The sequence below is a fragment of the Streptomyces sp. NRRL B-24572 genome (genome assembly GCF_002156145.1).
Classification (GTDB): domain Bacteria; phylum Actinomycetota; class Actinomycetes; order Streptomycetales; family Streptomycetaceae; genus Streptomyces; species Streptomyces vietnamensis.
The window spans coordinates 1-8489 of sequence record NZ_MWIG01000217.1 but is presented as its reverse complement, the minus strand read 5'-3'; the positions used below and the strand labels follow the sequence as shown (position 1 = coordinate 8489).

Genomic DNA, 8489 nt, shown 5'->3' with positions numbered 1-8489 from the left:
GGCGGCCGCCCCGGCGCCCGCCCCGGTCGTCGAGGCCCCGGCGCCCGTGGCGGCCGCCGCGTGGACGTCCTCGCGGGTGATGATCCCGTCCGGGCCGGTCGGGGTGACCGTCGCCAGGTCGACGCCGAGGTCCTTGGCAAGCTTGCGCACCGGCGGCTTGGCCAGCGGCCGGTCGCCGGTCACGGGGCCGTGGCCGTTCAGCTGCTCGGGGACCTGGACGGAGGCGGCCGGGGCGACCTGAGCGGCGGCCGGGGCGGCCGTCGTCCTGCGGGCCCGACGCTTGGTGGAGGACGCGGCCACGCCGTAGCCGACGAGGACCGGCTGGCGGCCCTCCGGCTCGGCGGCCGGCTCGGCCACCGGCTCCTGCGCGGGGGCGGCGGCCGCGACGGGCGCCGCCGGCTCCTCGGGAGCGGCGCCGCCGCCGACGTTCACCGAGATGATGACCTGGCCGACGTCGACCGTGGTGCCCTCGGAGAACAGCAGCTCGTGGACCGTGCCGTCGAAGGGGATCGGCAGCTCGACCGCGGCCTTGGCCGTCTCGACCTCGCAGACGACCTGCCCGTCGGTGACGGTGTCACCGGGCTGGACGTACCACTTGAGGATCTCGGCCTCGGTCAGGCCCTCGCCCACGTCGGGCATCTTGAATTCGCGGATCGTCATGGTCGTGCTCTCCTCAGTACGCCAGCGAGCGGTCGACGGCGTCGAGCACGCGGTCCAGGCCCGGCAGGTACTCCTCCTCCAGGCGCGCCGGCGGGTACGGCGCGTGGTAGCCGCCGACCCGCAGGACGGGGGCCTCCAGGTGGTAGAAGCAGCGTTCGGTGATCCGGGCGGCGATCTCCGCGCCGGAGCCGAAGAACACCGGCGCCTCGTGGACGACGACCAGGCGGCGGGTCTTCTCGACCGAGGCCTGGACGGTGTCGAAGTCGAGCGGGGAGATCGAGCGCAGGTCCACGACCTCGATCGACTTGCCCTCCTCGGCCGCGGCGGCGGCCGCCTCCAGGCAGGTCTTCACCATCGGGCCGTAGGCGACGAGGGTGAGGTCCGTGCCCTCGCGGGCGACACGGGCCTTGTGCAGCTCGCCGGGGATGGCCTCGGTGTCGACCTCGCCCTTGTCCCAGTAGCGGCGCTTGGGCTCGAAGAAGATGACCGGGTCATCGCTCTGGATCGCCTGCTGGAGCATCCAGTAGGCGTCGGAGGAGTTCGCCGGGGTGACGACCTTGAGGCCCGCGACGTGCGCGAAGAGCGACTCGGGGGACTCGGAGTGGTGCTCGACGGCGCCGATGCCGCCGCCGTACGGGATGCGGATGACGATCGGCATCTTCACCGTGCCGAGCGAACGGGCCCGCATCTTCGCCAGCTGGGACACGATCTGGTCGTACGCCGGGAAGACGAAGCCGTCGAACTGGATCTCCACGACCGGCCGGTAGCCGCGCAGCGCGAGACCGATCGCGGTGCCGACGATGCCGGACTCGGCGAGCGGGGTGTCGATGACCCGGTCCTCGCCGAAGTCCTTCTGCAGACCGTCGGTGATCCGGAAGACACCGCCGAGCTTGCCGACGTCCAGGCCCATGATCAGGACCTTGGGGTCGGTCTCCAGGGCCTTGCGCAGCGACTCGTTGAGCGCCTTCGCCAGGGGAAGCTTCTGAACAGCCATGATTACTCGGCCTCTCCGCCCTCGAAGGACGCCTGGTAGGCGGCGAACTGCGCACGCTCCTCGTCGACGAGCGCGTGCCCGTCCGCGTACACGTTGTCGAACATCGCCATGTGCTCCGGGACGGGCATGGCGCGGACGACCTCGCGGACGTGCTTGCCGAGCGCCTCGCTCTCCGTCTCCAGCTCCTCGAAGAAGGCCGCGTCGGCGTGGCCCTCGTTCTCCATGTACGTCTTGAGGCGCTGGATCGGGTCCTTGGCCTCCCACTCCTCGCGCTCCGCGTCCCGGCGGTAGCGGGTCGGGTCGTCGGAGGTGGTGTGGGCGGCCATCCGGTAGGTGAACGCCTCGATGAGCGTCGGGCCCTCGCCGCGGCGGGCACGCTCCAGGGCCGACCGGGTCACGGCCAGGCAGGCGAGGACGTCGTTGCCGTCGACGCGGACGCCGGGGAAGCCGAAGCCGCGGGCGCGCTGGTAGAGCGGGACGCGGGTCTGCTTCTCGATGGGCTCGGAGATCGCCCACTGGTTGTTCTGGCAGAAGAACACGACCGGGGCGTTGTAGACCGCGGAGAAGACGAACGACTCGTTGACGTCGCCCTGGCTGGAGGCGCCGTCGCCGAAGTACGCGAGCACGGCGGAGTCCGCGCCGTCCTTGGCGATGCCCATGGCATAACCGGTGGCGTGCAGGGTCTGCGAGCCGAGGACGATCGTGTACAGGTGGAAATTGTTGCTGTTGGGATCCCAGCCGCCGTTGTTCACGCCGCGGAACATTCCCAGCAGATTCGTCGGGTCGACCCCGCGGCACCAGGCGACGCCGTGCTCGCGATAGGTCGGGAAGACGTAGTCGTCGTCCCGCAGGGCCCGGCCGGAGCCGATCTGGGCGGCCTCCTGGCCGAGCAGCGAGGCCCACAGGCCCAGCTCGCCCTGCCGCTGGAGGGCGGTCGCCTCGGCGTCGAAGCGCCGGGTGAGGACCATGTCGCGGTACAGGCCGCGCAGCTCCTCGGCGCTCAGGTCGATGTCGTAATCGGGGTGCTGGACGCGCTCCCCTTCGGGCGTCAGCAGCTGAACGAGCTCGGGCTCCGTGGCCGTGGCGGCCGTTGCCTTCTTGGTGGTGCTCGTGCTCGCGCTTGCGGTGCGCTTGGTGCCGCTGCTGCGTCGCGTCGTCTTGCGCGCGGCAGTGCTCTCCACGGTCACGTGCGTGCTCCTCCGTCGGTCCGGCCCCCGGGTTCGCCGGTGAGGCCAGTGCGGCTCCGCCTTGTCCGTACCTTCGCACGGGGTGGGTGCGACGCGGCCGGAGTCGGGCGTGAAAGGTGCCCCGGCGAGCGCCGTCATAGGCACGTTACCCATTACGCGGCATTCCCGCGAAACCCCACTTGACCTGCGATTTTGCTTGGATTTCCAAGTAAATCGAGAAAAGGGGGACTCATCCCTGGTCAGAGCATGGACAGCGGCCCGACGACGCCGTCGGAACACCCGGCACGTTATCTCGCGCACCCCGGGCGCCGGAAGACCCAATATGTGAGACTGACCGCGTGCGCGAACAAGGAAAAATCACGGTATTTCTGCTGGACGACCACGAAGTCGTGCGGCGCGGCGTCCACGAGCTGCTCTCCGTGGAGAGCGACATCGAGGTGGTCGGCGAGGCCGGGACGGCGGCGGACGCCCTGGTCAGGATCCCCGCGACCCGCCCCGACGTCGCCGTGCTCGACGTCCGGCTGCCCGACGGCAGCGGGGTCGAGGTGTGCCGGGAGATCCGCTCGCAGGACGAGTCGATCAAGTGCCTGATGCTGACCTCGTACGCGGACGACGAGGCGCTCTTCGACGCGATCATGGCCGGGGCCTCGGGTTACGTCCTCAAGGCCATCCGGGGCAACGAACTCCTGAACGCCGTGCGGGACGTGGCGGCCGGCAAGTCGCTGCTCGACCCGGTGGCCACCGCCCGGGTCCTGGAGCGGCTGCGCGACGGCAACAACCCGAAGGGCGACGACAGGCTCGCCAACCTGACGGAGCAGGAGCGCAAGATCCTGGACCTGATCGGCGAGGGCCTGACCAACCGGGTCATCGGCGAGCGGCTCCACCTCGCGGAGAAGACCATCAAGAACTACGTCTCCAGCCTGCTGTCGAAGCTGGGCATGGAGCGGCGCTCGCAGGCCGCGGCGTACGTGGCCAGGCTCCAGGCCGAGCGCCACTGACGGGCCCGGGGGGCGTCCCCGGGACCCGCCCCGGCCCGGCCCGGTTTCGGGACCTACGTCCCTTTCGAACCGGGGCAGGGGCCCCTTTTCCGACACGGTGCGGGTGACGGAGAGTGGAATCCATGTCCACCGACGAAGACATGCCCACCTCCGAGGCCCCCGCCATGTCCGCCGACGAGGTCCGCGCCATGTCCGCCGACGAGGTCCGCGCCATCGAGCTGCTCGGCCGCGTGGCGTACGGCCGGGTGGCGACGAGCATGCGGGCGATGCCGTTCGTCGCCCCCGCCCGCCACGTCGTGGCCGACGGCCGGGTCCTGCTCCGGATGCACCGCGGCCTCGGCTACCACCGTGCGTGCAACGGCAGCGTCGTCGCGTACGGAGCGGACAACTGCGACTCCGGGGCCGAGCACATCTGGTCCGTGCAGTTCACCGGCACCGCCGAGATCGTCGAGCCGACGGCGGAGGAACGGGCGGCCTTCGGCCCCGAGCCCGTACGGGTGGACGGCGAGCCCTTCACCCCGGTGTTCCTGCGGATCGAACCGCAGTTCGTGACGGTCCACGAGCTCGACTACAGCGAGCGGCCCGAGGAGCGTTCCGAGGAGAGTTCCGAGGAGCGGCCCGAGGAGCGTTCCGAGAACCGTTCCGAGGAGCGTTCCGAGGAGCGACACCTCCACCACGCAGCGTGATCTAACATCTGCGGAGTGCCGCGCTCATCTGTATCCCTCGCTCCGCCCGTCCGCCCCCTCCTGCGCCGCTACACGGACGTCGGCGAGCCCCTCTCCTGCGTCCCCGTCACCGAGGGCCTGCTCAACCGCGGCTACCGGCTCTCCACCACCCGCGGGGCCTACTTCCTCAAGCAGCACCTGGACGCCCCCACCTCCGACCGGGCCACCATCACCCGCCAGCACCGGGCCACCCAGCGCCTGCACGCCCTCGGCCTGCCCGTGGCCCCGCCGCTCCCCGACAGCCGGGGCCGCACGGTCGCCCTCGTCGGCGGCCACTGCTACGCCCTGCACCCCTGGGTCGACGGCCGCCACCGCGACGGCGCCCAGCTGTCCACCGGCTGCTCCCGCCGCCTCGGCACCCTCCTCGGCCGCGTCCACACCTGCCTGGAGCAGGTCATGGAGTCCCCGCCGCCGGGCGGCGACCACGCGAGCGCCCACCCCGAGGACACCTTCCGCGCCATCGAGGAACTCCTCCGCCTCGCCCGCGCCCACCGCCCCCGCGACAGCTTCGACGCGCTCGCCGAGCACCGGCTGAGGGAGCGGCGCAGGCTGCTCGCCCAGCACGCCCACCACCGGCCGCCGCCCGCCTCCGCGGCCGGCTGGGTGCACGGGGACTTCCACCCGCTGAACCTGCTGTACCGGGGCGCGGAGCCCGCCGCGATCGTCGACTGGGACCGGCTCGGGGTCCGCCCCAGGGCCGAGGAGGCGGTCAGGGCAGCCGCGATCTTCTTCGTACGCCCGGAGGGGGAGCTGGCCCTGGAGAAGGTACGGGCCTACGCGCGCGCGTACCGGCGGGCGACGGGCGCGGACGGCGCCGAGCTGGCGGCGGCGGCGCACCGGGTGTGGTGGGAGCGGCTCAACGACTTCTGGACGCTGCGCTGGCGCTACCAGCTGCACGACCGGAGGGCCGACCCGCAGTTCCCCGCGGTGTCGGCCCTGGCGGTCTGGTGGACGCGCGAGTACGCGGCGGTCCGCGACGCCTTCGCCGGCTGAGCACGGCGAAGGCGGCGAAGGACGGGGGGGCGACGGTCAGCCGGTCTCGGTGCCCGTGCCCGTCGTCGGGGTGCCCGGGCCGCCGGCGCCGCCCACCGTGGCGTCGGTCGGCTCGCCCGTCGGCTCCGTCGGCGTGTCCGTGGACTCCGTCGGCGGCGTGGTCGTCGGCTGCGTCGGCGTCTCGGTCGTCGGCGTGCCCGTGGACCAGGTCGGCGCCTGCGTCGTCGGCGGGGTCCACGGCTGCTCGGTCGAGCCGCCCGTCGACGTGCCCGGCTCCTCGGTGTGCTCCTGGGTGGGCTCCTCCGAGGGGGTGGGCTCCTCGGAGGCCGTCGACGGCGAGTTGGTGACGGTCTTCGTCGGCGTCACGCCACCACCACCGCCGCCGCCCGGGTCGCCCGCCTTGCTGACCGCGTACACGACTCCGGCGACGACCGCGACCAGCGCGAGCGCGACGAGCAGCCACACCTTGCCCCGGCCGCCGTTGCCGCCGTTCTGCGCGCCGTACCCGTTCTGGCCGTAGCCGCCGGTGCCGCCCGTGCCGCCGTCGTAACCGCCGTACCCGCCGTCGTCCGGGTTCATGGGCGGGAGTATCGGGCCCTGCGCGGTCTCGCCGTGCATCGGGTGGCCCATCGCGGTCGTCGCGGCCATGCCGCCGCCCGGGGTGTGCCCGCCGTCGTGCACCTCGACCGGCCCGGTGTTCCACATGCCGGTGTGGCCGCCCTGCTGCTGGAGCATCTGCAGGGCGTACTGGATGAGCCCGCGCATCTCCTCGGCGCTCTGGAACCGGTCGTCCGGGTCCTTCGCGAGCGAGCGCATCACCAGGCCGTCGAGCTCCGGCGGCACGGACCCCGTGACGTCGGACGGCGGGATCGGCGCGTCCTGCACGTGCTGGTACACGACGGACAGCGGGGTCTCGCCGGTGAACGGGGGCCGCAGCGCGAGCAGTTCGTAGAGCAGGCAGCCCGTCGCGTACAGGTCGGAGCGGTGGTCGACCGCCTTGCCGAGCGCCTGCTCGGGGGAGAGGTACTGCGGGGTGCCCATGACCATGCCGGTCTGGGTCATCGTCGACTGCGCGCCGTGCAGGGCGCGCGCGATGCCGAAGTCCATGACCTTCACCGCACCGCTGTGCGTGATGATCACGTTCGCCGGCTTGATGTCGCGGTGCACGATGCCGTGCTGGTGCGAGTAGGCCAGCGCCTCCAGGACCCCGGAGACGATGATCAGCGCCTGCTCGGGACCCGGCGCCTCGGCGCTGAGCAGCAGGTCGCGGATGGTGCGGCCCTCGACCAGCTCCATCACGATGTACGGCACGGGCCGGCCGCCCACGAGGTCCTCGCCGGAGTCGTACACGGCGACGATGGCGTGGTGGTTGAGCCCGGCGACGGACTGCGCCTCGCGGGTGAAGCGGGCCTTGGAGACCGGGTCCTCGGCGAGATCGGCGCGCAGCAGCTTGACGGCCACGGTGCGGCCGAGCCGTACGTCCTCGGCGGCGAAGACCTCCGCCATGCCGCCCCGGCCCAGACGGTGGGTCAGGCGGTAGCGGCCGTCGCCGACGACGCCGCCCTCGCCCCAGGATTCCGCCGACGCGTCCGGCACACCGTTACCTGCTCCGGATTCGGGTGCCATCAGTCCTCGCCGTCGTCTGTCGTGCCGTGTCCAGTCGTCACGCTACAGGCTCCGTGCGACACCCCGGTCCGAGATGGACCGGCCATCCAACCCCCTCGACGTACACCTGTGCAAATTCGACGGGTTTCCTCCGGCCGGGCGGAATCGCCGCCTGTGCGGAGGGTCACGGAACGGGTACCGAACCGGGGCGCGGCTTGACGTGTCACTGCCCTACGGCAGACTTGCGCCAGGAAATCCGGGATCGACGCCGCCACGCGCGCGTAGGGGGAAGCACAGATGAGCCAGGACGGCGCACAGGGCCGCTATGCGGGCGGTTCGGTCGCGGGCGGCCGGTACCAGCTGCGCGACCTTCTCGGCGAGGGCGGCATGGCGTCGGTGTACCTGGCGTACGACAGCGCCCTCGACCGGCAGGTCGCCATCAAGACGCTGCACACGGAACTCGGCCGGGAACAGTCCTTCCGCGAGCGGTTCCGGCGCGAGGCGCAGGCCGTCGCGAAGCTGTCGCACACGAACATCGTCTCGGTCTTCGACACCGGCGAGGACACCCTCGACGGCGCCGTCATGCCGTACATCGTCATGGAGTACGTGGAGGGGCAGCCGCTCGGCTCGGTCCTCGCCGCCGACGTCCAGCAGTACGGCGCGATGCCGGCCGACAAGGCGCTGAAGGTCACGGCCGACGTGCTCGCCGCGCTTGAAGTCAGCCACGAGATGGGCCTGGTCCACCGCGACATCAAGCCGGGCAACGTGATGACGACCAAGCGCGGCGTGGTCAAGGTCATGGACTTCGGCATCGCGCGGGCCATGCAGTCCGGCGTCACCTCGATGACGCAGACCGGCATGGTCGTCGGCACCCCGCAGTACCTCTCCCCCGAGCAGGCCCTCGGCCGCGCGGTGGACGCCCGCTCCGACCTCTATTCGGTCGGCATCATGCTCTTCCAGCTGCTGACGGGCCGTCTCCCCTTCGACGCCGACTCCCCGCTCGCCATCGCCTACGCGCACGTGCAGGAGGAGCCGGTCGCCCCGTCCTCCGTCAACCGCTCGGTGACGCCGGCGATGGACGCCCTCGTCGCCCGCGCCCTGCGAAAGAACCCGAACGAGCGGTTCCCCAGCGCGGCGGCCATGCGCGACGAGTGCCTGCGGGTGCTCTCGGCCGGCCAGACGAGTGCGCCGGTGATCGTCCAGGGCGGTCCGGTCAGCAGCGGCGCGGGCGTCGGCGGCAGGTAGGGCTGCTGCACCCCGTGCGTGGCCGGCGGCGGGGTCTGGCCGATGGGCGGGAAGACCGCCGAGCCGACGCCCGCGCCGCTGC

General features: G+C 72.1%; 7 protein-coding genes and 1 pseudogene. 4 read left to right on the top strand and 4 right to left on the bottom strand.

The annotated features are described in order from the left end of the window. The 3 genes from CCN56_RS13645 to pdhA form a co-directional block, all read right to left on the bottom strand. The coding region (locus tag CCN56_RS13645; RefSeq protein ID WP_179199836.1) for a biotin/lipoyl-containing protein at window positions 1–660 on the bottom strand (660 nt) is incomplete at its 3' end. A gap of 13 nt (window positions 661–673) precedes the next feature. Next, window positions 674–1654 carry an alpha-ketoacid dehydrogenase subunit beta gene (locus CCN56_RS13640; protein ID WP_086826802.1) on the bottom strand — a complete coding sequence of 327 codons (981 nt, stop codon included), beginning with the start codon at window positions 1652–1654 and terminating at the stop codon, window positions 674–676. 2 nt (window positions 1655–1656) lie between these two features. Then, window positions 1657–2841, bottom strand: a complete 1185-nt coding sequence (pdhA, locus tag CCN56_RS13635; protein WP_086826800.1) for a pyruvate dehydrogenase (acetyl-transferring) E1 component subunit alpha — start codon at window positions 2839–2841, stop codon at window positions 1657–1659. Between the two features lie 338 nt (window positions 2842–3179). On the opposite strand from pdhA, the gene CCN56_RS13630 reads away from it, so the two are divergent. From CCN56_RS13630 to CCN56_RS13620, 3 genes are all read left to right on the top strand, one after another. Further along, window positions 3180–3839, top strand: coding sequence for a response regulator transcription factor (locus CCN56_RS13630; RefSeq protein ID WP_086826798.1), 660 nt, complete (start codon window positions 3180–3182; stop codon window positions 3837–3839). Between the two features lie 188 nt (window positions 3840–4027). After that, window positions 4028–4525 carry a pyridoxamine 5'-phosphate oxidase family protein gene (locus tag CCN56_RS13625; protein WP_086826804.1) on the top strand — a complete coding sequence of 166 codons (498 nt, stop codon included), beginning with the start codon at window positions 4028–4030 and terminating at the stop codon, window positions 4523–4525. Between the two features lie 15 nt (window positions 4526–4540). Continuing rightward, a complete protein-coding gene (locus tag CCN56_RS13620; protein WP_086826796.1) occupies window positions 4541–5557 on the top strand; it encodes a phosphotransferase in 1017 nt (338 codons plus the stop codon). 36 nt (window positions 5558–5593) lie between these two features. Here the strand turns inward: CCN56_RS13620 and CCN56_RS13615 are convergent, their stop codons facing one another. Beyond that, on the bottom strand, window positions 5594–7183 hold the full coding sequence (locus tag CCN56_RS13615) for a protein kinase (protein ID WP_086826794.1): 1590 nt from the start codon (window positions 7181–7183) through the stop codon (window positions 5594–5596). A gap of 276 nt (window positions 7184–7459) precedes the next feature. On the opposite strand from CCN56_RS13615, the pseudogene CCN56_RS13610 reads away from it, so the two are divergent. Next, window positions 7460–8398 (top strand): annotated as a pseudogene (locus CCN56_RS13610) (protein kinase); the annotation flags it as partial. Window positions 8399–8489: the final 91 nt, after the last annotated feature.